The 22239-nt window shown below is 71.5% G+C and carries 20 protein-coding genes and 1 pseudogene; 14 read left to right on the forward strand and 7 right to left on the reverse strand.

Features of this window, described 5'->3' with window-relative positions; genetic code table 11:
* Positions 1–520: 520 nt before the first annotated feature.
* The gene (locus ACFYR3_RS38570) at positions 521–1219 is read left to right on the forward strand and encodes a transglycosylase family protein (protein ID WP_355853554.1); all 699 of its coding nucleotides are present in this window, start codon (positions 521–523) and stop codon (positions 1217–1219) included.
* 118 nt (positions 1220–1337) lie between these two features.
* Positions 1338–2060: a transglycosylase family protein gene (locus tag ACFYR3_RS38575; RefSeq protein WP_356785753.1), complete on the forward strand. Its 723-nt coding sequence runs from the start codon at positions 1338–1340 to the stop codon at positions 2058–2060.
* Here the strand turns inward: ACFYR3_RS38575 and ACFYR3_RS38580 are convergent.
* The 3 genes and pseudogenes from ACFYR3_RS38580 to ACFYR3_RS38590 form a co-directional block, all read right to left on the reverse strand.
* Complete coding sequence (locus tag ACFYR3_RS38580) at positions 1948–2676, reverse strand: ATP-binding cassette domain-containing protein (RefSeq protein WP_355853548.1); 729 nt, start codon at positions 2674–2676, stop codon at positions 1948–1950. The two genes, ACFYR3_RS38575 and ACFYR3_RS38580, sit on opposite strands and share 113 nt — an antisense overlap.
* Positions 2673–5459, reverse strand: a complete 2787-nt coding sequence (locus ACFYR3_RS38585; protein ID WP_355853545.1) for an ATP-binding cassette domain-containing protein — start codon at positions 5457–5459, stop codon at positions 2673–2675. The genes ACFYR3_RS38580 and ACFYR3_RS38585 overlap by 4 nt, the downstream gene beginning before the upstream one ends.
* A gap of 134 nt (positions 5460–5593) precedes the next feature.
* Positions 5594–6067 (reverse strand): annotated as a pseudogene (locus tag ACFYR3_RS38590) (hypothetical protein); the annotation flags it as partial.
* Positions 6068–6189: 122 nt separating this feature from the next.
* Between ACFYR3_RS38590 and ACFYR3_RS38595 the strand changes: the two are divergent.
* The 4 genes from ACFYR3_RS38595 (at position 6190) to ACFYR3_RS38610 (ending at position 9734) form a co-directional block, all read left to right on the forward strand.
* Positions 6190–6732: a hypothetical protein gene (locus tag ACFYR3_RS38595; RefSeq protein ID WP_355853542.1), complete on the forward strand. Its 543-nt coding sequence runs from the start codon at positions 6190–6192 to the stop codon at positions 6730–6732.
* A gap of 6 nt (positions 6733–6738) precedes the next feature.
* On the forward strand, positions 6739–8022 hold the full coding sequence (locus tag ACFYR3_RS38600) for an ABC transporter substrate-binding protein (protein ID WP_355853539.1): 1284 nt from the start codon (positions 6739–6741) through the stop codon (positions 8020–8022).
* A gap of 141 nt (positions 8023–8163) precedes the next feature.
* Entirely contained in the window at positions 8164–9165 is a 1002-nt protein-coding gene (locus tag ACFYR3_RS38605; protein WP_389286698.1) for a helix-turn-helix transcriptional regulator, read from the forward strand.
* Positions 9166–9518: 353 nt separating this feature from the next.
* Positions 9519–9734 carry an I78 family peptidase inhibitor gene (locus ACFYR3_RS38610; protein WP_356785747.1) on the forward strand — a complete coding sequence of 72 codons (216 nt, stop codon included), beginning with the start codon at positions 9519–9521 and terminating at the stop codon, positions 9732–9734.
* Between the two features lie 152 nt (positions 9735–9886).
* Here ACFYR3_RS38610 and ACFYR3_RS38615 read toward each other — a convergent pair whose 3' ends face one another.
* Positions 9887–10927 (reverse strand): phosphatase PAP2 family protein, encoded by a 1041-nt coding sequence (locus ACFYR3_RS38615; protein WP_355853529.1) that lies wholly within the window; start codon positions 10925–10927, stop codon positions 9887–9889.
* Between the two features lie 250 nt (positions 10928–11177).
* Positions 11178–12359, reverse strand: coding sequence for a glycosyltransferase family 39 protein (locus ACFYR3_RS38620; RefSeq protein ID WP_389286700.1), 1182 nt, complete (start codon positions 12357–12359; stop codon positions 11178–11180).
* A 256-nt stretch (positions 12360–12615) separates the two neighbouring features.
* Between ACFYR3_RS38620 and ACFYR3_RS38625 the strand changes: the two genes are divergently transcribed.
* Together ACFYR3_RS38625 and ACFYR3_RS38630 are read left to right on the forward strand one after the other, a co-directional pair.
* The gene (locus ACFYR3_RS38625) at positions 12616–14304 is read left to right on the forward strand and encodes an MFS transporter (RefSeq protein WP_389286702.1); all 1689 of its coding nucleotides are present in this window, start codon (positions 12616–12618) and stop codon (positions 14302–14304) included.
* 193 nt (positions 14305–14497) lie between these two features.
* On the forward strand, positions 14498–15688 hold the full coding sequence (locus ACFYR3_RS38630) for an acyl-CoA dehydrogenase family protein (RefSeq protein ID WP_355853520.1): 1191 nt from the start codon (positions 14498–14500) through the stop codon (positions 15686–15688).
* Positions 15689–15739: 51 nt separating this feature from the next.
* On the opposite strand, the gene ACFYR3_RS38635 is transcribed toward ACFYR3_RS38630, so the two are convergent.
* On the reverse strand, positions 15740–16177 hold the full coding sequence (locus ACFYR3_RS38635) for a cell division protein SepF (RefSeq protein ID WP_328556384.1): 438 nt from the start codon (positions 16175–16177) through the stop codon (positions 15740–15742).
* A 289-nt stretch (positions 16178–16466) separates the two neighbouring features.
* Here ACFYR3_RS38635 and ACFYR3_RS38640 point away from each other — a divergent pair, with 289 nt between their 5' ends.
* Positions 16467–17738, forward strand: coding sequence for a DUF5685 family protein (locus ACFYR3_RS38640; protein ID WP_389286704.1), 1272 nt, complete (start codon positions 16467–16469; stop codon positions 17736–17738).
* A 232-nt stretch (positions 17739–17970) separates the two neighbouring features.
* Here the strand turns inward: ACFYR3_RS38640 and ACFYR3_RS38645 are convergent, their stop codons facing one another.
* Positions 17971–18135: a transporter substrate-binding domain-containing protein gene (locus tag ACFYR3_RS38645; protein WP_355853514.1), complete on the reverse strand. Its 165-nt coding sequence runs from the start codon at positions 18133–18135 to the stop codon at positions 17971–17973.
* Between ACFYR3_RS38645 and ACFYR3_RS38650 the strand changes: the two genes are divergently transcribed.
* From ACFYR3_RS38650 to ACFYR3_RS38670, 5 genes are all read left to right on the forward strand, one after another.
* The gene (locus ACFYR3_RS38650) at positions 18068–18919 is read left to right on the forward strand and encodes an amino acid ABC transporter permease (RefSeq protein WP_389286706.1); all 852 of its coding nucleotides are present in this window, start codon (positions 18068–18070) and stop codon (positions 18917–18919) included. The two genes, ACFYR3_RS38645 and ACFYR3_RS38650, sit on opposite strands and share 68 nt — an antisense overlap.
* On the forward strand, positions 18916–19698 hold the full coding sequence (locus ACFYR3_RS38655) for an amino acid ABC transporter ATP-binding protein (protein ID WP_389286707.1): 783 nt from the start codon (positions 18916–18918) through the stop codon (positions 19696–19698). Before ACFYR3_RS38650 ends, ACFYR3_RS38655 begins: the two co-directional genes overlap by 4 nt.
* Before the next feature lie 141 nt (positions 19699–19839).
* On the forward strand, positions 19840–20622 hold the full coding sequence (locus ACFYR3_RS38660) for a DUF1684 domain-containing protein (RefSeq protein WP_355853505.1): 783 nt from the start codon (positions 19840–19842) through the stop codon (positions 20620–20622).
* A 263-nt stretch (positions 20623–20885) separates the two neighbouring features.
* Positions 20886–21785, forward strand: coding sequence for a S1 family peptidase (locus ACFYR3_RS38665; protein ID WP_355853502.1), 900 nt, complete (start codon positions 20886–20888; stop codon positions 21783–21785).
* A gap of 218 nt (positions 21786–22003) precedes the next feature.
* A partial coding sequence (locus tag ACFYR3_RS38670) for an SPFH domain-containing protein (RefSeq protein WP_355853499.1) occupies positions 22004–22239 on the forward strand: 236 nt, incomplete at its 3' end.

A 22239-nucleotide genomic window follows, 5' to 3' on the forward strand; every position in this document is an offset into this window, starting at 1 on the left:
TGCGGTGCGTGGCGGTGCCGGGTGGCTCCCGGCCCATGAATCGGGGGTTCCCGGCTCATGAAGATGTCAACGGGTGATCTGTGGCCGGAGTCACGCTCGAGGGCGAACGGAATCGAACCATCCGACGCCCAGCGTGAAGACGCCCCCGGAATTGGTTACTCCGAGTCAACTTCCAGGGGGAGTAGGGAAGTTGATTGGGTGAAGTGAGTCACAGATCGCAAGAGGCGCAGGTCGACAAATCCGGAAATCACCCAATGAAGTGGGTGGCTGAAAATCGATGATACCTGCGGTAACGGCTAACTGGCCTCGAATGACAAAGAGTTGGTTGATATCGGGGCGCCCGGGTCCATAGGTTCCTGCGCTGTGTGCAACGAGCACCGCTCGGGTACGTCCGCCGGCCGATCCGCACCGGATCACAGCAAGGCCGTCGGCGGACGGGTCGGAGCGCGGCGGCCGCGTCCTACGCGCAGGCCATCGCGTCCCGTCCTGGGGGACCCCGGGTGTTTCGAGAGGGAAATACATGTCCGCATGTGCCGACAGCACTCACGAGAACAGTCACAAGGCTCGTACGGCGAACAAGACACGTACGACGGCGGTCCTCGCCGGGGCGGCACTGCTCGCCCCGCTCGGACTGCTCGCCGCGACCGGTGACGCCGCCGCGGCCGACAGTGGAGTGTGGGACCGCATCGCCCAGTGCGAGAGCGGCGGCAACTGGCACATCAACACCGGCAACGGCTACTACGGAGGGCTCCAGTTCTCCGCCGGCACCTGGCGCGCGTACGGCGGCACGGCGTACGCGCCGAGCGCCGACAAGGCGTCGAGGAGCGGTCAGATAGCCGTCGCGAGCAAGGTCCAGAGCGCACAGGGGTGGGGTGCCTGGCCCACCTGCTCGGCCCGCGCCGGGGCCTACGGAAACGCGCCCGGCTCCTCGGGTGCCGGGTCGGCCGCAGGATCGGCGACCACCAAGTCGGCGCCGAAGTCCGCGCCCGCGCCCCGGTCCGCCCCGGCGAAGCAAGAGCCGGCGAAGACGCCGGCCCGCCCGTCGGGCCACACCAACCGCGGCTCGTCCCGCGGCGACTACACCGTCCGCGAAGGCGACACCCTGAGTGCCATCGCCGCGCGGCACGGGACCACCTGGCGGAAGATCTACGCCGCCAACACGTCCGTCATCGGCGGTGATCCCGACCTGATCGTGCCCGGGCAGCGGCTCGACATCTGAGCCCCGCTCCCCCTCGTCCCGGGCACGGGGCCCCGCCCGGTCGTCCGACCGGGTGGGGCCCTGGGCGTGCCGGGCGCGGCTGGGCGGCCGAACGGGACGCGCTGCTTAGCGTGGCCCGATGTCCTTCATGCCGACCAGGCGGACCCCGCCGACCACGTGGACCGCGTCCGGCCTGTGGAGCGGACGGGTGCGGTACGCGGCCGCGGTCGCCGCCGTACTGGCCGCTCTCGTTGCCCAGAACGCGGAAGCCGTACCGCCGCCTCCGCCCCCGCCCCCGCTTCCGGGCCCGCTTCCGGGCCCCGGGTCGGCCCGGGTCGGCTACGACTGCGCGAACGACGAGTGGCCCTGGACCTGTCTCGCCGAGTGCGAGAGCGGCGGCCACTGGCACGCGAACACCGGGAACGGCTTCTACGGGGGCCTGCAGTTCTGGCAGTCCACCTGGGTCGCGTTCGGGGGGCTCGCCTACGCTCCCCGGGCCGATCTCGCCACGCGCGCCGAGCAGATCAAGGTCGCCAAGAAGGTGCTGGCCGTCCAGGGATGGGGGGCCTGGCCCGACTGTTCCAAGACATATGGACTGCAGGGCCCCTTCCATGTGGTGAAGACCGGCGAGACGCTCGCGTCGATCGCCCGCAAGTACCGGGTCGAAGGCGGCTGGCAGACCCTCTACAAGGTCAACAAGAAGAAGATCGGCAGTAGTCCCAACCGCCTGATCCAGGGCATCCAGCTCGTCATCCCGAAGTCGTCGGGCGCCGCCCGGACCGCGGCCCCCGTCCTGTTCGGCCCGCCCCTGAACCCGGCGGCCCGCCGCTCCGCACCGCCGCCTCGGCCGCCTCTCCGCTGAACACGACCGCGCCACGGCGCAGTTCATACACGTACGTCGTCCGGCCCGCCCGCTCGCGCAGCCCCGGCGGCAGTCGCTGCTCGGCGATCACCACACACGCGTCGAGAGCGCCGAGCAAGGCGTACGTCCGGGCCGCGACCGCCGGCGACATGCCCTGCGCGGGTTCGTCGACGAGCACCACGCGCACGCGGGCCGACAGGGCGCGGGACAGGGCCAGCATGCGCTGTTCGCCGCCGGAGAGGGTGCCGGCGCGGCGGGGGAGGAGCGGCGCCAGCTGCGGGTAGGCGTCCAGGGCGACCGCGAGGTCGGCCGCCGCGAGCTCCAGGTTCTCGCGGACGGTCAGGGAACCGAACACGGCCCGGCGTTCCGGGACGAGGCACAGCCCGCGACGGGCCCGCTCGAACGCGGGCAGGCGCGTCACGTCGGCGCCGTCCCAGACGACGGCACCGGCGGACAGCGGCACGGTTCCGGCGAGGGCGCGCAGCGCGGTAGTACGGCCGGAGCCGTTGCGGCCCAGCAGGACGGTGAGGCCCGGGCCCGGGGCGAGCAGGGTCACGCCGTGCAGGGCCTCCAGCGGGCCGTAGCGCACGCGCGCGTCGCGCAGGGCGATGCTCATGTGCCGGTCCTCGTGTCCAGGACGCGGTCGGCGGGCCCCGAGGCGACGATCCGTCCGGCCGCCATGACATGGACGGTGTGGGCCAGGTCGGCGACCAGATCGAGATCGTGCTCGACGACCAGGAGGGCCATGCCGTCCGCGGCCAGCGCCCGCAGCACCCGGGCCAGCGCGGTCACCTCGCCGGTGTCGAGACCGGCCGCGGGTTCGTCGAGGAGCAGCACCCGGGGGGTCCCGGCGAGCGCCCGGGCCAGTTCGACCCGCCGGAGCGTCCCGGTCGGCAGCCCCGCGGCGGGCAGCGACCGCACCGGCCCGTCGAGACCGAGCAGCCGCAACGCCCGCTCCACCGCCCCCGGATCGGCGATCCGCCCCTGTTCGGCGCCGACCCGCACGTTCTCGGCCACGGTCAGCGACGGGAAGACCGCCAGTTGCTGAAAGGTCCGCGCGATCCCCAGCCGGGTCCGCGCGTGCGCCGCCAGACGGGTGATGTCCCGCCCTCCGAGCAGCACCTGCCCGCCGGAGGGACGCAGCGTCCCCGCGAGACAGTGGAAGAGGGTGCTCTTTCCGGCCCCGTTGGGCCCCACGACCGCGGTGACCCGACCCGGCGGGATGTCGAGGAAGACCCCGTCGAGAGCGGTGAACCCGCCGTAGGCGACGTGGAGCCCACGGGCCGTCAGCGGCTGGGGCGGCATCCGGGCAGCGCGACTGCCGCTGTCCGCGACCGGTCTCGTCGTGCCGTACCGGCCCGGAGACCCGGCCGGAACCGGCGGACCGTACCGGCTCCGAGACTTGGCTGGTACGGGCGGTCCGGTCCGGTTCGGGGACTCGGCCGGTACGGGGGGAGTCGGAGGCTCGGCTGTCCGGTCGGTGGCGGACGGGGCCACGGCCCTCATGGGCGCCTGTGGACGGAATGCTCCGGGCCGCCCCTCGTCCGCCGGGCGCAGATGCCGGCGGACCCGCGCGCCCAGGGGCGTCAGGGTCGCCCGGCGGTGGAGCCGCAGCCGGGACGTCGCCGCGCGCAGGGCCTCGTAGGGGCCCTCGGGGAAGCGGCCGACGAGGACGGCGAGGAGACCGATCAGGGCGGCCGCCACCCCGCCGCGGGCCCCCGCGTCGAGCCCGACCAGCAGAGCCGCCGCGACGAGCGCCCCGAGGACGCTGTCGGCACCGAGCACGACGACCGCCGCGAACCAGAGCAGACCGCGTACGGGGTCGTACGCGGTGGCGTCGAAGGCGCGCAGGCCCATGCCGAGCATGCCGCCGCCCAGCGCGGCCAGCGCCGCCCCCGCGACGAACGCGGTCAGTTTCAGGGCCGGGACGCGGACCCCCGCCGCCGACGCGCCCGCCTCGTGGTCACGCATGGCGGCCAGCGCACGGCCCGTCCGGCCCCGGCGCAGCGTGCGCGCGGCGAGCAGCGCGACGGCCAGCAGGACGAGTTCGAGGACGTAGTACGCGCGGTCGCCGTCGAACCCGGCCGGCCGGTCCAGGGACAGGCCGGCCACCGCGTACGGCTGCTCGAAGACGAACCGGCTGACGCCCACCCCCACCGCGAAGGTGGCCACCGCGAGCGCCAGGCCGTGGCGTTTGATGGCCGGCCACCCGGTCAGCACGCCGAGCGGGGCCACCAGGAGCACGGCCACCGCCAGCGCGGCCAGTCCGGGCAGCCGTGGCAGACCCGGGAAGCGGCCCGCGGCCAGCAGCGCCGTGAAGAGGGCACCCAGACCGGCGTACGCGGCCTGCCCCAGCGAGATCTGGCCACCGCGGCCGGTCACGACGACCAGGGACAGCAGGACGACACCGAGCGCGGGGACCTGCACCGACGTGTGCAGGTCCGAGCCCGCGAAACCGAGGGGCAGCAGGAACAGGACGACGGCCACGGCCCACGCCCCGGACGGCGTCGGCACGCTGGCCGTCGCCGTGCGCGGGAACGCGTCGCGGGTGCCGATGCCGGGCAGCACGAGCGCGGCGACGAGCAGCGCGACCACGAAGAGGTTGGCGCCGACGGCCTGGAGGAGCGGCTCCGCCCAGCCCGAGGGGTGCAGCCGGGTCAGCTGGCTCTGGGCGACACCGATGCCGAGGGCGACCACGACGGCGACCGGGAGACTGCGCATCCGGGCCGCCACCGCGACCGCCATCACCTCCATGACGAGCAGCGGCAGGCCGTACGGGTCGAGCCGCACGTACGGCGCGAGGAGCACCCCCGTCAGGCCCGCCGTGAACGAGCCGAAGGCCCAGCCCGCCGCGGCCACCCGGTCCGCGTCGATCCCGCCGAGCACCGCGAGCGGGCGGTCGTCGACGACGGCCCGCAGTTCCGTGCCGAAGCGGGTCCAGCGGGTCACCGCGCCGACGCCCGCGGCCAGCGCGACGGCCACCGCCAGCTGCCCCCAGGGATCCGCCGACACCAGCGTCGGCGCGTCCGCCCGCGCCCCGGTGCCCCACACCAGCGCCGCCCCGCCGACCAGCAGCACGAAGACCCCGATGGACGCGACCAGGGTCTGCGCCGGGTCGCCGCCGAGGAGCGACAGCGGCCGGAAGACGAAGCGCTCCAGGGCCATGCCGATGGCCGGGGCCACCAGCAGCAGGGTCACCGAGGCGCCGAGCGCGAGCGGCCAGCCCCACTCGACCGTGAACTGGCGCAGCAGGTACGCGCACACCATCGCGATCGCGCCGTGCGCGAAGTTGAGCACCCCGGTGGCGCGGTACGTGACGATCAGCCCGATCCCGGTCAGCGCGGCGGCGCTGCCGACCGAGAGACCGGCGAGGGTGAGGTCGTACGTCAGCGAGGACATCAGTCGTCCGGATCGGAGGACGGACGCTCGGGGGCGGACGGGTGCTGGGGAGGGGCCGGGAGATCGAGCGTGGACGGCCGTTCGGCGAGGGGCGGCCCACCGGAGGCGGGGGAGGGCAGCCCGTCGGCGGACGGGTCGTCGTCGCCGTCCGGTTCGCAGATCGGGCACGGCCCCAGGTCCCCGCTCGCCAGGACGCGCGAGTCGGCCGGTACGGCCTCCGGCTTCCCGGCGACCAGAGGGCAGTCCGCGCGGTGGTACAGGGTGCCGCCGGGCACCATGAGGAGCTCGCCGCTGACGGCCACAGGCACGGCCGCCGCCGGTCCGGCGTCCTCGGCGTCGGCGGGCGCGGCGGCCACCAGCAGCCCGTACAGCTCCTCCACGCGGGCCGCCGCCAGCGCGTTCCTGCCGTGCGTGAGCAGCACCGAGCCCGCGATGATCAGCGCGGCACCGGGCACGGTGCAGGAGGCGAGGTAGGGCAGCTGGCGTTCCGCGTACCGCTCGCCGGAGATGCCGTACCAGCCGATGACGCACAGCACCGCCCCCGCGGCGAGGGCGGCCCAGCCGGCCCACAGGACGGGGTGCACGGTCCGCAGTCGAGCTGTCCGCATCCGGACTCCCACACGTCGTGTATCTGTCCATGTCAGCCAATGGCTTGCACTATGCCTTCTGGAAGCTGACCCTGAAAGCACCGGGCGCACATGGCCCGGACCGACACCCGGTGGTGAGCCAGATGGTTCTCGGGAGCGACCTCAGGCGGGGCAATGTCCGGGGAGTGGCGGTGACGGCGGTTCTCGTCCTCGCCGCGGCCCTCACGGCGTGCAGCGACAGCAGCGGCGGCGCGAGTTCGGCTCCGCCGACACCCTCGGTGGAGAAGTCCACCGGCGCGCAGCCGAGCGCCACGGCTCCGGCCGACCCGGCGGCGGCCCAGAAGGAGATCAAGCAGAACTGGGAGAAGTTCTTCGACCCGGCCGTCTCCACGAAGGAGAAGCAGGCCGTCCTGGAGAACGGCGACCAGATGGCGCAGGTGCTGCGGGGCTTCAACGGCGACCAGCGCGGTCAGCAGGTGAAGGCGAACGTCGAGAAGATCGAGTTCACCTCGCCGACCGGGGCGAACGTGACGTACACGCTGACCCTGAAGGGAGCCACCGCCCTGCCGAACGCCTCCGGGACGGCCGTCGAGCAGAACGGCACCTGGAAGGTCTCCGTCAACACGCTCTGCGCGCTGGTCCGGCTGAGCGGCGACGCGTCGTCGAGCGCTGCCCCGGGCTGCTGAGCAGCGGTGCGGCGCACAGCGACCGGCGCCGCCGTCGCGGGCCTGCTGCTCCTGCTGGGCACGGCCTGCGGCAGCCGGCTCCCCGAGAGCGACTTCGAGAACCGCGCCACGCCCACACCCCGGGCCGCCGCCGAGCCGATCCGCGTCGGCGTCATCAGCAGCGCCACCAGCCCCGTCGGCGGCTCCGCCTTCACCGGACCGCGTGACGGGGCCAAGGCCTACTTCGACCGCCTCAACGCCCAGGGCGGCATCGACGGGCGGCCGGTCGAGGTGCGGCTGTGCGACGACGGCGGAAGCGGCGTCGGCAACAACACGTGCGTGCACCGGCTGGTCGACGAGGACAAGGTCGTCGCCCTCGTCGCCACCACGGCACTCGACTACGCGGGCGCCCCCCAGGTGTCCCGCGCGCGTGTGCCCGACATCGGTGGCCAGCCCATCGGCCCCGCCTACGACACCTATCCGCATCTCTACGGGATCTACGGCAGCCTCGCGCCGCGCGACGACGGCACGCCCGGCTGGGACGGCACGCTGTACGGCGGCACCGAGGTCTACCGCTACTTCAAGCGCGTCCACGGCGCCCGTACGGCCGCCGTCGTCTCCTACAACCAGTCCGCCTCCGCCGCCTACGCCCGGCTGGTCACCCAGGGGCTCAGGGCAGAGGGCTACCGGGTCGTCACCGAACAGGTCGACTTCGCGCTGCCCAACTTCCGCGCCGCGGCGGCCGATCTGAAGGACCAGGGCGCCGAACTCGTCTTCGACGCCATCGACACCCACGGCAACGCCCAGCTGTGCAAGGCCATGGACGACGTCGGCGCCCACGTCATCGCCAAGGTCACCAACGTCCAGAACTGGACGTCCACCGTCCCCGAGGACTACAAAGACGCGCCGCGCTGCCGCAACGCGCTGTGGGCCACGGGGTCGAGCCGCAACTACGAGGACGTCGGCGACGCCGCCGTACGGGAGTTCCGCGACGCGACCGAGGGACTGAAGACCCATTCCCAGTGGCAGCTGGAGGGGTGGGCGGCGGCGCGGTGGTTCACGGACGCGGCGAGGTCCTGCGTCCGGGCCGGCGTCACGCGGGGATGCGTCGACGCGTTCATGAACCGGGGGAAGCCCTACACCGCGGGTGGGCTGCTGATCCCCGTCACCTACGAGCGGCTGACCGAGCCGCCGAAGACACGTCGGACCTGCCTGTCGGTGGCCCGCTGGCGCGACGGCAGGGGCTGGGTCTCCCAGGGGGACATGAACGCGACCTGCTTCGACGTACCGCAGATCGGCTACCGGCCGTGAGGACCGCCGTCGTCCCCGGGGCTCCGCCCCGGCCTCCGCTCCCCGCCCTCGGACGGCCGCGCCTCACCGGCCGGAGCGGCTGACATTCTCCCGTTCCCTTGCGGACAGTGGCTGTCCGCAAGGGCTGGCAGACTCGGCGGCATGTTGGAGACATCCGCACGACTGCTGCGCCTGCTCTCACTCCTGCAGGCGCACCGCGAATGGTCGGGCGCGGACCTCGCCGGGCGGCTGGGCGTCACCCCGCGCACGGTCCGCCGTGATGTGGACCGGCTGCGCGAGCTGGGCTATCCCGTCAACGCCAGCCCGGGTACGGGCGGCGGCTACCAGCTCGGCGCGGGGGCCGAGCTGCCGCCGCTGCTCCTGGACGACGACGAGGCCGTCGCGGTGGCCGTCGGACTGCGCACGGCGGCCGGGCAGGGCATCGAGGGCATCGGCGAGTCCTCCGTACGCGCCCTCGCCAAGCTGGAGCAGGTCCTGCCGAGCCGGCTGCGCCGCCGGGTCGGCGCCCTGAACGCCTTCACCGTGCCGATGCTGCGCGGTCCGCAGCCCTCCGCCGTCGACCCCACCGTCCTCACCGAGCTGGCCAACGCCTGCCGCGACAGCGAGCGGCTGCGTTTCGAGTACCGCGACCACGCGGGTTCCTCGACGCGCCGCACCGTCGAGCCGTACCGGCTGGTGTGCACCGAGCACCGCTGGTACCTGGTCGCCTGGGACGTGGACCGGGACGACTGGCGTACGTTCCGGGCGGACCGCGTCACGCCCCGGCCGCCGCACGGGCCGCGCTTCACCCCTCGTACGCCGCCGGCAGAGAATCTCGCCGAGTACGTCTCCAAGGGCGTCTCCACCCGCGCCTACGCCACGAACGCCGTCGTCCGGCTGCTGGTGCCGCTGGAGGAGGCCGCCGCGCGGATCTCACCCTCGGCCGGGACCCTGGAGGCTTCGGGGAAGGACAGCTGCGTTCTGCGCACCGGGGCGGCGAGCCTCGACGTCATGGTCATTCACGTGATGCTGATGGGTTTCGAGTTCGAGGTCCTCGAGCCCGCCGAGCTCGTCGACGCGATCAGGACGGCCCGGGACCGGCTGTCCAGGGCGCTGGCGAGGCCGGGTCCCGAGGGGGCGCCGATCACGGGCCGCGTGTCGTAGGGGACATCGGGGTGCCGGCGGAGGCCCTGCGGGGGTTCTGTGCCCGAAGCGTGTATTTCTTATGCGGCGTCAGCTTCCGCGGTGTGCGGCGGAATCGGAGCGGACCGGAATGGAAAAGGATCGCCGAACGCACGGCTGCGCACATTTCGCAGTGCTATTCGAGGCGCCCGCACGACGACTCCGAATTGCGTTCGAAGGCGTGCGGAACACCTGGAGAACCCTCATGCGGGTGACGGAGTTCGGCGAAACACGTGTCGTGATCCTGTGACAGAAGTGTGACCGGCGGGGGATAGGTGACGCTTGGTCGCCGATCGGACTTCCACCGCCGGGGCGCGCCGCCTAACGTGGCGGTCATGGCACCCATTCCCCCCTCTCACTCAGAGCCGCAGGACAGTCCGGAGAGCTATGTCGGACTGGAGGTGAGCAGTGCCGAGGAACGCGCACGGGAACACGGCTGGGCCTCGGTGCGCTCGCTGCCGCCGGGCGTGATCATCACCATGGAGTACCTGGTGGGGCGGCTGAACTTCGAGGTCACGGACGGTACGGTGACGCGCTGCTGGAAGGGCTGAGCGCCCGGCCGCGGCGGCAACCGCGCGCCCGTTCCGGCGCCGGAGCGCCGGACCACGGCTGAGCGCCGCGACATGTGCGAAGGCCCCCGGCTCGTCGAGCCGGGGGCCTTCGCGGTGCGGGGAGAGGTTGTGCGTACCGGCCCCGCAGTCTTCTAGCCGCCCGTGAGGGGGCGGGCCGAGGCGGCCGTGGCCGCGCGCGCCGGACGGTCCGGGTGCTGCGGTCGGCGGCTGCCCGCCGGAGTGACCGGGGTGCGCTCCGAGCGGGCGGTGTGCGGGCCCGGCGCCAGGTGGACGGGGGCTCTGGACGGACGGGACGCGACCGTCTCGCGGGCCGGCACCTCGCCGTCCACGGTGGGCCGCGGGGACATGACCGGTGCGCCGACCGGCGAGGGCGATGGCGCGGGTGCCGGTGCCGGTGCGGGCGCCGTACGGCCGCGACGGGCGCGCCACAGGTCGCGCAGCGAGAAGATCCCGGCCTCGGAGCGGGCGATCAGCGGCTCGCACCAGGGCAGCGCCAGCAGGATCAGCAGGCCCGCGGCCCAGCCCAGCAGGACATCGCTCAGCCAGTGCGTACCCAGGTACACAGTGGTGAGGCCGACGCCGAGAGAGGTCACGGCGGACAGCGCCGAGAGCCAGCGTCTGGCTCTCGGGGTCGACGCCAGATAGGCCAGGATTCCCCAGGTCACGACGGCGTTGGCGGTGTGGCCGGAAGGAAATATATCGCCGCCCAGGCCCATTTCGTTCGAGCCGATGGTGATGGCGTAGTGAGGGCCGAGACGGCCCATGCCGAGTTTCGCGGCGCCGACCGTGATGTTGAGCAGCAGGAGGGACGCGCCCAGCGTGAGCAGCGGGCGCAGCGTGTGCTGCCGCCAGGAGCGCCAGCCCAGCCACGAGGCGACCATCACGGCGGTGGGGCCGCGCTGGCCGAGCACCACGTAGTAGTCCAGGAATGCGTGGATCCCCGGCCACTGCTGGTAGGGCCGGAAGAACATGACCTGCCAGTCGAACCGGACCAGCCACGACGTGATCGCCACGGCCCACACGATCGCCAGATAGAAGGCCAGGGTCGCCGCGAAGAGGACAACCCTGTGCCGACTCATCTTCGGCACATCGATGTGGGCCGGTCGTTCCGGCTCACGGTCCAGCCGGGCGAAGACCCGGTCCAGACGGGTGAGGTTTCGTTCGGTACGCACTCAATCGACGTTACAGCGAGTGAGCTGCGTTCCAGGCCGATTCACTCGGTTTGTGATGACGATGTGATGTGGGATTCCTCTCAGGATCATGTTTATTTCCAATGAATCTCTAATCCCCGACGCGCGGAGCCTTCAATTCCATTGATCCCCGGAGGCCTTCGATTTTATGGCACTTTTATATTCGTTCACCGAACGATGGGGTGGAATTCTCCGGCCGCTCACCGGCCCGGACGGGCTGCCGCCGGGCCGGTCACGGCGGTCCCGAGCCGTTCAGCCAGAAGGCCCCGTAGGCCGCCGAGGCCACCGCGACACCCCCGACGACCAGTGCCGACCTGGAGGTACGCAGCCGGGCCAGGGCCACCGCGAGAGGGAACAGGAGGGGGAAGGCCGGCAGCAGCAGGCGTGGCTTCGAGCCGAAGTAGCTCGACGCGCACAGGGCGAGCGCGAGGACGGTCCCCGCGTAGACCAGCAGCGCCGGCGGCTGTCCCTGGCGTACGCATGTCACGTAGAGCCACAAGATCAGCGCGACCCCGGCGATCAGCCCGGCACCGGCCAGGGCGGACGGGAACGAGGTGAGCTTTTCGGCCACGAAGCGGCCGAAGGCGTAGCCGCCGTCGAAACCGTTGCGCCAGCCCGCCTGGACGTCGAGATAGCCGAGCGGGCCCTTGCCCGTCCGGTGACCCACCCACAGCATGTAACCGGCGGCTCCGAGCGGCGCGATGATCATGGCGAGGGCGCGCCGCCATGTACGCGCGCCGTCCGTCCGGGGCGTGCTTCCGCCCTGCCGGCGTTCTCCCACGAACGAGGTAATCGCCGCCACCCACAGGGCGGCGACCACCGCGACCCCCACCGGCCGCGTCAGACCGGCGAACGCGGCGAGCAGACCCGCGGTCAGCCAGCGGCCGGTCAGTACCGCGTACAGCGACCACGCGGCGAGCGCCGTGAACAGTGACTCGCTGTACGCCATCGACTGCACGATGCCGACGGGGAGGACCGCCCAGAGCAGCGCGGCGCACACTCCGGCCCGGCGGCCGTGGACATGATCGGCGACCGCGAAGATCCCCCACGCCGCGGCGAGCGAGGCCACCGCGCTGACCAGCAGGCCCGCGTCCGGGTACGACAGTGGAGTCGCCGCCCGGAAGAGCCGCTCCAGCCAGGGCAGCAGCGGGAAGAACGCGAGGTTCGCGTGCACGTCACCGTTCGGCAGGCGGACCTCGTAGCCGTAGCCGAGCTCGGCGACCCGGGTGTACCAGAGCGAGTCCCAGCGTTGCGACAGCAGCCGGTGGGCGCTCTTGCCGTTCGCCGCGCTCCACACGGCGAGGGTGACGAGGCCCAGGACGCGCACGGCCGCGTAGCCGAGGAGGGCGGGTGCGGCACGGCGCAGGGGGCCCGCGCGGGGCGGCGTCGCGGCGGGACTCTCTGGATCGGTCACGGGCCCGATTATCGGCGGACCCCGGAACCGGCAGGCCGCGCGGGGCGTGATGAGCGGCGAAGGCGTGGCGTACGCCACACTCCTGGCCAGGCGAACGTGAGAGGTCCGCCACGTGTCCTGGGCGAGAACTCGCGTACGCTGACGGCTCACTCGCCTTTGTTGCGTGGGCCCGGGATTCCGCTCTTCGGGCCGCAACCCCAGGGAGTCCCCACCCTGCGGATCCGCAGAACGCGAGGGAACCTCTGGAGGTACGTACATGTCCGGGACGACCACGGCCGCTGCGCGATGCCGTCGGGAGACCGGGGTCGGTGCCAACCGCTGGGTCGTCCTCGTCGTCCTGTGCGTCAGCCTGCTGCTGGTCGCCCTCGACGCCACCGTGCTCCACGTAGCGGTCCCCGCCGTCACCGAGGACCTGAAGCCCGGCGCGATAGAACTGCTCTGGATCGTCGACGTCTATCCGCTGGTCTGCGCCTCGCTCCTCATCCTCTTCGGCACGCTCGGCGACCGGATCGGCCGCCGGCGTGTCCTCCTTCTCGGCTACGCCCTCTTCGGAGTCGCCTCCGGCATCGCGGCCTTCTCCGGGAACGCGCAGCTCCTGATAGGCGCCCGCGCCCTGCTCGGCGTCGGCGGCGCGATGATCATGCCCGCCACGCTGTCGATCCTGCGCCAGGTCTTCCCCGACCGGCGCGAGCGGGCGCTCGCGATCGGCATCTGGAGCGCGGTCGCCGCCGTCGGCGCGGCCGTCGGACCACTGCTCGGCGGCTTCCTCCTCGAACACTTCTGGTGGGGATCGGTCTTCCTCGTCAACATCCCGCTGATGATCGTCAGCCTGCCGGTCGGACGGCTGCTGCTGCCCGAGTCCCGCGGTGACCGCGACGGTCCCTGGGACGTGGTCGGGGCGCTGATGGCCGCGGCCGGTCTGTTCGGACTCGTCCTCGGCGTGAAGCGCCTCGGCGGTGGCGAGGCGCCCCTCAGCCCGTTCACCCTCGCGCCGCTCCTCCTCGGCGGAGTGCTGATGGCCGTCTTCGTACGGCGGCAGCGGCGGCGCGCGCACCCGCTGGTCGACCTGCGCATGTTCGCGCGGCCCGCCTTCAGTACGTCGGTGGGCTGCATCGTCCTCGCCATGCTCGCCCTGGTGGGGCTCGAACTGATCGCCGCGCAGTACCTGCAGCTCGTGCTGGGCCTGTCCCCGCTCCAGACCGGGTTGCGGCTGCTGCCGCTCACCATCGCGGCGATGGCCGCCGGGCTCGCGGGGGCGAAGCTGCTGCGGCGGTTCGGGCCGCGCGCGATGGTCTGTTTCGGGTTCTGTCTCACCGCGGCCGCCGTGGTCACGCTCACCGCGATGGGCGGGAACGACAACACCGGGTTGCTGCTCGTCGGTTTCGTGCTGCTCGGCTTCGGTCTGGAGACCACGCTCTTCGGGGCGTACGAGTCCATGCTGAGCGAGGCGCCGCAGGCGCAGTCGGGCGGCGCCGCGGCGATAGGCGAGACCTCGTACCAGCTCGGCGCGGGGATGGGGATCGCGCTGCTGGGGAGCGTGATGAACGCGGCGTACGCGCCCGGACTGTCGTCCGTCCCCGGAGTCCCGGCGGCCGATTCGGCGGCGGCGGGCCACTCGCTCGGCGAGGCGTACCAGGTAGCCGACCGGCTCGGAGGCACGACCGGCGGCGCCCTGCGGCAGGCCGCCCGGGACTCCTTCGTGCACGGACTGCATGTGACGCTGCTGGTGAGCGCGGGGCTGCTGCTGCTGGGCGCCGTGATGGCACTGCGGCTGCCCAGGGTCATGGACTGCGGGGCACCCGCGACGAGCTCCGTCCCGGACGCGAACTCCGTCCCGGACGCGAACTTCGGCTCGGCCGAGACGGGCTCCGGCACGGACTCGGCCTCGGGCCCCGCCGGGATCCCCGCTCCCCGGGACGTCACCGGGACCCGCGTCTCCGCGTAGGTCTTCCGGTCTCCGCGCCGTTCCCGCGTCGGCGCACCGCCCCCTTCCTCTCATCGCCGGCGGCGGGCCTGCCGCGGCCGCCCTCGTGGAGCGCTGCGCGGAAGCGGTCTGGACTTGCGGGACACTGCGTCGTAACGTCGGGTCGAGATTCTTAACTAGCGGTGCTAGTTATTACCCTGCCGGAGGCTGTCGTATGTCCGCGTCCTCGAAGCTGCCGCCCTTCGACCCCGCCGATCCGCTCGGGATCGACGACCTGCTGGACGCGGAGGACCTGGCCGTCCGCGACACCGTGCGGACCTGGGCCGCGGACCGGGTGCTGCCGTACATCGCCGACTGGTACGAGAAGGGCGAGCTGCCGGGCATCCGGGAACTCGCGCGGGAACTGGGCGGAATCGGCGCCCTCGGCATGTCGCTCCAGGGGTACGGGTGCGCGGGGGCCAGCGCCGTGCAGTACGGCCTGGCCTGTCTGGAGCTCGAAGCGGCCGACTCCGGCATCCGTTCGCTCGTCTCGGTACAGGGCTCCCTCGCCATGTACGCCATCCACCGGTTCGGCAGCGAGGAGCAGAAGCAGACCTGGCTGCCGCGCATGGCCTCGGGCGAGATCATCGGATGCTTCGGACTGACCGAGCCCGATCATGGCTCCGACCCCGGTTCCATGCGGACGCACGGCAAGCGCGACGGTGGGGACTGGGTCCTCAACGGGCGCAAGATGTGGATCACCAACGGTTCCGTCGCCGGAGTCGCCGTCGTCTGGGCGCAGACCGACGACGGCATCCGCGGATTCGTCGTGCCCACCGACGTGCCCGGCTTCTCCGCCCCCGAGATCAAGCACAAGTGGTCACTGCGGGCGAGCGTGACCAGCGAGCTGGTCCTCGACGACGTACGGCTGCCGGCCGACGCCGTCCTGCCCGACGTCGTCGGCCTCAAGGGCCCGCTCGGCTGCCTCTCGCACGCGCGGTACGGAATCGTGTGGGGCGCCATGGGCGCGGCGCGATCCAGCTTCGAGTCCGCCGTCGCGTACTCGAAGACGCGTGAGCAGTTCGGGCGCCCCATCGGCGGCTTCCAGCTCACCCAGGCCAAACTCGCCGACATGGCCGTCGAACTGCACAAGGGCATCCTGCTCGCCCATCACCTGGGCCGCCGCATGGACGCGGGACGGCTCCGTCCCGAGCAGATCAGCTTCGGCAAGCTCAACAACGTACGCGAGGCCATCGAGATCTGTCGTACCTCGCGCACGATTCTCGGCGCCAACGGGATCTCGCTCGAATACCCCGTCATGCGGCATGCCACGAACCTGGAGTCGGTGCTCACCTACGAGGGCACCGTCGAGATGCATCAGCTCGTGCTGGGCAAGGCGCTCACCGGGCTCGACGCCTTCAGGTGAAGGCCCCGCTCGTGAAGCCCCGGCAAGGCAGGGCCGGTGAGCGGCCCTGCCTCAGCTCTGGTTGAAGAAACCGTCCGTCTGGCGGCTCGCGGCCTCGCCGCTGACGATCTCCGTGTTGGCCGGGGTCAGCAGGAAGACCCGGGTCGCGACCCGCTCGATGGTGCCGCGCAGGCCGAAGGTCAGGCCGGCCGCGAAGTCCACCACGCGCTTGGCGTCGGAGGCCTCCATGGACGTGAGGTTGATGATGACCGGGACGCCGTCCCGGAAGAGTTCGCCGATACCGCGTGCGTCCCGGAAGCTGTCCGGGGTGACCGTGCCGATCCGGCGGCCCTTCTCCTCCGCCGTCTCGGAAGCAACCTTCACGCGCGGGTCCGTGACCCACGCGTCGCCGGAGTCCTGACCCTCGGCGTAGTCGTCGTCGTAGTAACGCTCGTCATCGTTGTCGTCTACGAGGCCAAGCCAGGCACTCGCCTTGCGCACCGATCCCATGGACGCCTCCTCTCACAGCGGTCTTTCGTGCTTCCGCATCCCCATGGTCGTCCATGATGCGGATGTCGCGCCAAGTGGATAGACGCCGCGTGGGGGTTTCGTGACGGTACTGGTGCACAGCGAATCCGTCGAGAGCCCGCGCCCCCCAAGGGTCGTACGGGGTAAGGCTGCTGACTGAGAGTGAAATATGATTTCTCGCGGCGACCGGGTGACGAGCGGTGCGTTCGGGTGAACGGAGTGCTCGATACGATGCCGCACCTCAGCGTCGTACGTGTCACGGGGGAGTGTCGTGTTCGGAATCGTGAGGCCCTGCAGTCATCGCCTCGGTGAGGGGCTCAAGACGCAGTGGATGGCGCATTTGTGCGGGCTGTGTCTCGCGCTGCGCGGGGACCACGGCCAGTTCGCACGGGTGGTCACCAACTATGACGGCCTGCTGATATCGGTTTTGACGGAGGCTCAGGCCGAACGGTCGACGGGATGGCGGCGCACCGCCGGGCCCTGTCCGCTGCGCGGCATGCGGACCGCTTCCGTCGCGCAGGGCGAGGGCGCGCGGCTCGCCGCCGCCGTGTCGCTGGTGCTCGCCTCGGCGAAGGTGCGCGACCATGTCGCCGACGGGGACGGCCTCCTGGCACGCAGACCGGTCGCGGTCGCCGCGCGCCGGGTGGCCGCGAGCTGGGGCAGGGCGGGGGCGCGAACGGGATCCGCCGTCGGCTTCGACACGGCGGTGCTCGTCGACGCGGTGGACCGGCAGGTCGGGATCGAGGCGCTGGCCGGGCCCGGAACGCCGCTGCTGACCGTCACCGAGCCCACCGAGACCGCCACCGCGGCGGCCTTCGCGCACACCGCCGTCCTCGCGGGTCGCACCGGCAACGCGGCGCCACTGGCTGAGGCCGGACGGCTCTTCGGGCGGCTCGCTCATCTGCTGGACGCCGTGGAGGACAGGGAAACCGACGCCGCGTCGGGAGCCTGGAATCCGCTCTCGGCCACCGGGACCTCGCTCGCCGAGGCCCGCCGGCTGGCCGACGACGCCCTGCACGGTATACGGCTCGCCCTGCGGGAGGCCGAGTTCACCGACAGCAGGTTGGCGCATGTGCTGCTCGCCCATGAACTGGGCCGCTCGGTGGACCGCGCCTTCGGGACGTCGGGGTGCGGGCACGCGGCGGACGGATCGCATCGCTCCCTCGACTCTCTCGACTTCGGCAACTCCGGCGACTCCCTCGGTCCGCTGGGCTCCGCGGTCCTGCTCGGACCCGAGGGCTCCTTCGGGCCGCCGCCTCAGCAGGGCGGGAATCCGTACACCGGTGGCGGCAACCCCTTCGGCGCTGGGCCGTCCTTCCAGCCCCCGACCCCCGGCAAGCGCGGATTCTGGGCCGGCTGCGCCGCCGCCATCGGGCTGTGCTGCACCTGCAAGATGTGCTGTGCCGACGAGTACGAGGGACCGTGGTCGCGCAAGAAGCGCGACGGGTGCCTGAACGACTGTGACTGCGACTGCGGTTGCTGCGAGGCGTGCCAGTGCTGCGAATGCTGTGAGTGCTGCTCGTGCTGTGACTGCGGGTTGTGAAACCGGCTGTGACCGCGGGCCACAACCGCGCCTTGCTGCAGGTGATTTGACTGTGCGTCATGACGGCCGTCTTGAAGCAGAGTTGTGACCTCGGGTTCGGCCGGAGTTCGTGACCGCCGGTTCGACCGGGGTCGTGACCGCGGGTTTTCGGCCGGGGTCGTGACTGAGCGCCCGGCCCGGGATGCCCGAGGCTCGGAGCACTCCGGTCCGGGGTGCTCCGAGCGGGGCGTGCTCAGTCCTTCAGCTCCGGTGGGGAGATCCGCGATGTCGTGATCGCCGACCCCGTCGTGCCCCACTTGTCGAGGATCTTCTCGTACGTTCCGTCGGCGATGAGCCTGTTCACCGCGGCGCGGAAGGCGGGTGCGAGCGCGCTGCCCTTCTTGAAGGCGAAGCCCACTTCGAGGCGGTGGAACTCGTCGAGGAACCTGACCCCTTGCGTGCTGATCCTGCTCGGGATCGCCCTCGACTCCGTAGTGCGCAATGACGCGTTCCAGTGGAACGTGGTCGGCGACTACTTCACCTCCGCCTCCGTGCTGCGCGGACTGTGGCTCACCCTCTGGCTGACCGCGGTCGTGACGGCGCTCGGCTTCGCACTCGGCACCGTGCTCGCCGCTTTCCGGCTGTCCGCCAACCCCGTTCTGAGAGCCGTGAGTTGGGGATACGTCTGGCTCTTCAGATCGATGCCGATCCTGGTCCAGCTGCTGTTCTGGTTCAACATCGGGGCGCTGTACCCGCAGATCCTCGGTGTGCGCACGGTCGACCTGCTCGGCCCCGTGACCGTCGCCGTCGTCGGCCTCACGCTGCATGAAGCCGCCTATGCCGCCGAGGTGGTGCGCGGCGGCATCCTCTCCGTGGACCGCGGGCAGATCGAGGCCGCGCAGGCGCTGGGGCTGAGCCGGTGGCGCCGCTGGTGGCGGATCGTGCTGCCGCAGGCGATGCGCTCCATCGTGCCGCCGGCCGGGAACATGCTGATCGGCACCCTCAAGGGCACCTCCATCGTCAGCGTCATCGCGGTGCAGGACCTGCTCTACTCGGTGCAGCTAGTCTGTCACCGCACCTACCAGGTCATGCCGCTCCTGATGGTGGCCACCCTCTGGTACGTCATCGTCACCTCGGTCCTCGGCGTCGGCCAGTACTACGTGGAGAGGCACTACGCGCGCGGATCGGAGCGCACCCGATGAGCCCGTCCGCGGCCGGCACACCGGTCATGGTCGACATCAAGTCCGTCCACAAGAGCTTCGGTTCGCTGGAAGTGCTCAAAGGCGTCGACCTCTTGGTGCGGACCGGAGAGGTCACCGTGATCATCGGGCCCTCCGGATCCGGCAAGTCGACGCTGCTGCGGACCATCAACCACCTGGAGAAGGTCGACCGGGGCCGGATCAGCGTCGACGGCGCGCTCGTCGGCCACCGGCGCTCCGGCGACAAGCTGTACGAACTGTCCGAGCGCGCGATTCTCAAGCAGCGCACGCGGATCGGCTTCGTCTTCCAGAGTTTCAACCTGTTCCCGCACCTCACGGTGATGGAGAACATCGTCGAGGCCCCGGTCTCCGCGCTGAAGCGCCCCCGCAAGGACGCCGACGAGTCGACGCGCAGACTGCTCGACCGGGTCGGGCTCGCCGACAAGGCCGACGCCTACCCGAAGCAGCTCTCGGGCGGGCAGCAGCAGCGGGTGGCCATCGCCCGCGCCCTCGCACTGGAGCCGAGGCCGCTGCTCTTCGACGAGCCGACATCGGCCCTCGACCGCGAGCTGGTCGGTGAAGTCCTCGACGTCATCAAGGACTTGGCCCGCCAGGGCACCACGATGATCGTCGTCACCCATGAGATCGGCTTCGCCCGCGAGGTCGCCGACACCGTGGTCTTCATGGACGACGGCCGCATCGTCGAACAGGGCGCCCCCGGTGATGTACTCGACCGGCCGGAGCAGGAGCGCACCCGCGCGTTCCTTTCCAAGGTCCTGTGAACCCGGGCCCTGCTTCTCCCCTGTTCCCCGCCGGTCTGGCGGCCCCACCGATCCCCACCCGAAGGGCTCTGCCCGAATACATGGGCACCACGTTGCGCTCGCACCTCGGCCTGGCCGAGACCGTATGGAAGGGTTGATCACATGACGACGGACGCACCCGAGGACTGGAAGCACTGGCAGGAGCACCGTGTCGCGACGGTGTCCGCGCCGTACGGCCCGCTCTCGCTCACCGGCACCCACTGGATCGAGGACTATCCGGAAGGGCGACTTCCGGACATCCCCGGGCAATGGGCGGTCAAGGGCGACGGAGTGGCCCTGACGGCGGTCGCCGAGGAAGGACTCACGGTCGACGGCGAGCCCTTCACCGGCGACCTCGTGCTGGACGCCGACTACGGACCGGCCGACGGAGCCAGGGTCGGGCACGGGGAGCGGCGCTTCGTCGTCCTGGTGCGCGAGGGGATCTGGGGCGTACGCCGCTACGATCCCGCCGCACCCGCCCGGCAGGCCTTCGTAGGCATCGAGGCGACCCCCTACGACGCACGCTGGTCGGTGCCCGGCCACTTCACCCCGTACGGCGAGAGCCGCACCGTGCGCGTCGAGAACGCCGACGGAGTCGCCCGCGGGCTCGCCCTCGGCGGAGTCCTCGCCTTCACCCTGGACGGGCAGGATCTCACCCTCCAGGTGTCGGTCGAGAGCGACGGTTCGCTGTGGGCCGTCTTCGCCGACACCACCAGCGGGGACAGCAGTTACCGCTTCCGGTTCCTGCGCCCGGCGGCGCCCGACGCCGAAGGGCGTACGACGGTGGACTTCAACCGGACCGTGCTTCCACCGTGCGCGTTCGCCGACCATTTCGTCTGCCCGTTCCCGCCGCCCGGAAATACGCTGAGCGTGGCCGTCGCCGCGGGGGAGCGCCGATTGGGCTGAGGCCTCCGGGACTCCCGAAGACGCCGGAGGAATTCGATGTCTTCAGTGGTCCGATGATCAACTTCCTTTACATGTGGGCAAGTTGAACGCTGCACGGCCGAAAGGCGCCCTTGCGCCTTTCGGCCGCACAGCCGAATACTCCCCCTCAGCGCTTGTCAGGGGCATGGCTTGTTCGGAATCCGGACGGGCGGCTCCCGGCTGCGCCTCACGGGCCCCAACCCCACGACACGAGGGCCCCTTACTTCCCTTCGGAGGAATGAAACGTGAGGATCAAGCGCACCACCCCCCGCGGTGTCACAGCGAGACGGAGTCGGCTGATCGCCGTTACCACCGGACTCGTCGCCGCCGCAGCGTTCGCGGTCCCCAGCGCGAACGCGTCCGACGCCCAGACCTTCAGCGCCACCCAGCTGAGCAGTGTCAAGCAGTCGGTACTCAAGTCCGACATCGCGGGCACCGCTTGGGCGGTCGACGCCAAGACGAACCGCGTGGTCGTCACCGTCGACAGCACGGTCTCGAAGGCGGAGATCGCGAAGATCAAGCAGGAAGCGGGCGGCAACGCGGCCGCGCTGACGATCAAGCACACCTCGGGCACCTTCAAGCCGCTGATCACCGGCGGCGACGCCATCTACGGCGGTTCCTACCGCTGTTCGCTCGGCTTTAACGTGCACAGCGGGAGCACCTACTACTTCCTGACCGCCGGCCACTGCGGTGAGGTCGCCTCCACCTGGTACTCCAACTCGGGTCACACCACGACCCTCGGCACGAACGTCAGCTACAGCTTCCCGACCAACGACTTCGCGCTGGTCCGCTACACCAACACCTCGGTCGCGCACCCGAGCGCGGTCGGCAGCCAGACGATCAGCAGCGCGGCCACGCCCAGCGTGGGCACGACGGTCTACCGGCGCGGCTCGACCACCGGTACGCACAGCGGCCGGGTCACCGCCCTGAACGCCACCGTCAACTACGGCAGTGGTGACGTCGTCTACGGCATGATCCAGACCACGGTCTGCGCCGAGGGCGGGGACAGCGGCGGTCCGCTGTACGGCGGCAGCGTGGCCTACGGTCTGACCTCCGGCGGCAGCGGTGACTGCACCTCCGGCGGCACGACCTTCTTCCAGCCGGTCACCGAGGCGCTGAGCTACTACGGCGTGAGCGTCGGCTGACCGACCGGTCGCGCGACGGACCGGCCGTTCGTCGACTCGTCGACCGCGGCGCCGGCACCCCCCACGGGATTCCGCGCGACCGGACCCAAGCAGGCGAACAGGCGAGCCCCCGCACGCAACTGGCGTGCGGGGGCTCGCCCTTGTCCCGGTGACGGAGTTACCGTCGAAGCGCACGCTGTACACGCCCGGTGCGCCACGTCGGACCCTGGGGGGCCGTGATGGTCGAGGAACTGGTGGCGGCGGGAGTCTCCGTCGTGTCCGTGGGGCTGGTCTACACGATGGCCGCCGCCCGCGTCGTCAAACAGTACGAACGGGGCGTGGTGCTGCGGCTCGGCAAGCTGCGCTCCGAGGTGCGCGGCCCCGGCTTCACCATGGTCGTGCCCTTCGTGGACCGGTTGCGCAAGGTCAACATGCAGATCGTGACCCTGTCCGTGCCGGCCCAGGAGGGCATCAC

Source organism: Streptomyces sp. NPDC005784 (assembly GCF_042871525.1).
Taxonomy (GTDB): domain Bacteria; phylum Actinomycetota; class Actinomycetes; order Streptomycetales; family Streptomycetaceae; genus Streptomyces.

What these genes read in the sequence shown, in the direction of transcription:
- ACFYR3_RS38610 (WP_356785747.1), top strand. Translation starts at nt 9,519, where the DNA reads ATGGCACCCATTCCCCCCTCTCACTCAGAGCCGCAGGACAGTCCGGAG.
- ACFYR3_RS38575 (WP_356785753.1), top strand. Translation starts at nt 1,338, where the DNA reads ATGTCCTTCATGCCGACCAGGCGGACCCCGCCGACCACGTGGACCGCG.
- ACFYR3_RS38635 (WP_328556384.1), bottom strand. Translation starts at nt 16,177, where the DNA reads ATGGGATCGGTGCGCAAGGCGAGTGCCTGGCTTGGCCTCGTAGACGAC.
- ACFYR3_RS38660 (WP_355853505.1), top strand. Translation starts at nt 19,840, where the DNA reads ATGACGACGGACGCACCCGAGGACTGGAAGCACTGGCAGGAGCACCGT.
- ACFYR3_RS38655 (WP_389286707.1), top strand. Translation starts at nt 18,916, where the DNA reads ATGAGCCCGTCCGCGGCCGGCACACCGGTCATGGTCGACATCAAGTCC.
- ACFYR3_RS38605 (WP_389286698.1), top strand. Translation starts at nt 8,164, where the DNA reads ATGTTGGAGACATCCGCACGACTGCTGCGCCTGCTCTCACTCCTGCAG.
- ACFYR3_RS38625 (WP_389286702.1), top strand. Translation starts at nt 12,616, where the DNA reads ATGTCCGGGACGACCACGGCCGCTGCGCGATGCCGTCGGGAGACCGGG.
- ACFYR3_RS38580 (WP_355853548.1), bottom strand. Translation starts at nt 2,676, where the DNA reads ATGAGCATCGCCCTGCGCGACGCGCGCGTGCGCTACGGCCCGCTGGAG.
- ACFYR3_RS38630 (WP_355853520.1), top strand. Translation starts at nt 14,498, where the DNA reads ATGTCCGCGTCCTCGAAGCTGCCGCCCTTCGACCCCGCCGATCCGCTC.
- ACFYR3_RS38585 (WP_355853545.1), bottom strand. Translation starts at nt 5,459, where the DNA reads ATGTCCTCGCTGACGTACGACCTCACCCTCGCCGGTCTCTCGGTCGGC.
- ACFYR3_RS38650 (WP_389286706.1), top strand. Translation starts at nt 18,068, where the DNA reads ATGAGCCTGTTCACCGCGGCGCGGAAGGCGGGTGCGAGCGCGCTGCCC.
- ACFYR3_RS38595 (WP_355853542.1), top strand. Translation starts at nt 6,190, where the DNA reads ATGGTTCTCGGGAGCGACCTCAGGCGGGGCAATGTCCGGGGAGTGGCG.
- ACFYR3_RS38570 (WP_355853554.1), top strand. Translation starts at nt 521, where the DNA reads ATGTCCGCATGTGCCGACAGCACTCACGAGAACAGTCACAAGGCTCGT.